At 67.0% G+C, this 1,147-nt stretch carries 1 protein-coding gene; it reads left to right on the top strand.

Annotation, left to right across the window (positions count from 1 at the left end; translation table 11 throughout):
- Positions 1-960, top strand: a 960-nt coding sequence (locus tag ACSFA3_RS24880) for a Bug family tripartite tricarboxylate transporter substrate binding protein (protein ID WP_435508029.1), incomplete at its 5' end; no start/stop codon positions are given.
- Between the last annotated feature and the right edge of the window lie 187 nt (positions 961-1,147).

Genomic DNA, 1,147 nt, shown 5'->3' with positions numbered 1-1,147 from the left:
GCGCTGGCAGCTTTCACGCTCGCCGCCCCCGTGCACGCGCAGCAGAGCGAGGCCCAGAAGCAGCTCGCCAGCGAGCGCTTCACCATCATTTCGCCGTTCCCGCCCGGCGGCCCGGTCGACATGCTGGCCCGCGTGCTTTCCGATGGTCTTGCCAAGCGCTATGGACAGGCGGCAGTGGTCGACAACCAGGTGGGCGCGGCCGGCAACATCGGCATGGAGAAGGTCAAGCGCGCCAAGCGCGACGGCCACACGCTGTTGGTGATCCCGGCGGGCAACGTCACCCTCAACCCGACGCTGATGCCCAATTTCCCGTTCGACATGGCGAAGGACTTCGTGCCGATCACCATGCTGGCCAAGGCGCCCAATGTGCTGGTGGCGTCGCCCGCATCGGGCATCAAGAGTGCGAAGGATCTGGTGGCGCAGGCCAAGGCCAAGCCCGGCACGCTGTCTTATGCCTCGCCCGGCGTGGGCAGCGGCTTGCACCTGGCGGGCGAACTGTTCAAGCAGCAGGCCGGCATCGACATGCTGCACGTGCCCTACAAGGGCACGCCGCCCGCGCTCAACGACGTGCTCGGCGGCTCGGTGCCGCTGATGTTCAGCAACCTGCCCGCGACGCTGCCTTTCCTGAAGCAGGGCAAGTTGGTCGCCATCGGCATCACGGAGGCCAAGCGCAGCCCCGCCGCACCCGACATCCCGACGCTGGCGGAGCAGGGCATCCAGGGCGTGACCGTGACCTCGTGGTACGGCCTCATGGCGCCCAAGGGCACGCCGCCCGAAGTCACGCAACGCATCAACAGCACGCTCAACGCCGCGCTGAATTCGCCGGCCTTCAGGGAGAAGATCGAACAGATGGGCTACACCCCCCTGGGCGGAACGCCGGAGCGCTTCACGACGGCCATCAAGGACGACATCCTGAAGTGGGGTGAGGTCGTGAAATTTTCCGGAGCGAAGGTCGATTGAGCGCCGCTCCCTCTGTTCGGCATCTTCGGGTTCGCATGCGATGAATCTCTTCACCTTGCTGGCGCATGCCGCGCGCCGCTTCCCGGCGCATGGCGCGGTGTTTCACGGCGAGCGTCTCGTGCAGCGCTATGGCGATCTGCATCGGCGGGCGCTCGAACTGGCCGCGGGGCTGCGAGGCCTTGGCCTG

This window comes from Variovorax glucosi (genome assembly GCF_051216695.1).
Lineage (GTDB): Bacteria > Pseudomonadota > Gammaproteobacteria > Burkholderiales > Burkholderiaceae_C > Variovorax.
The sequence above is the reverse complement of the archived record's forward strand: the minus strand, read 5'-3'. Positions and strand labels throughout refer to the sequence as shown.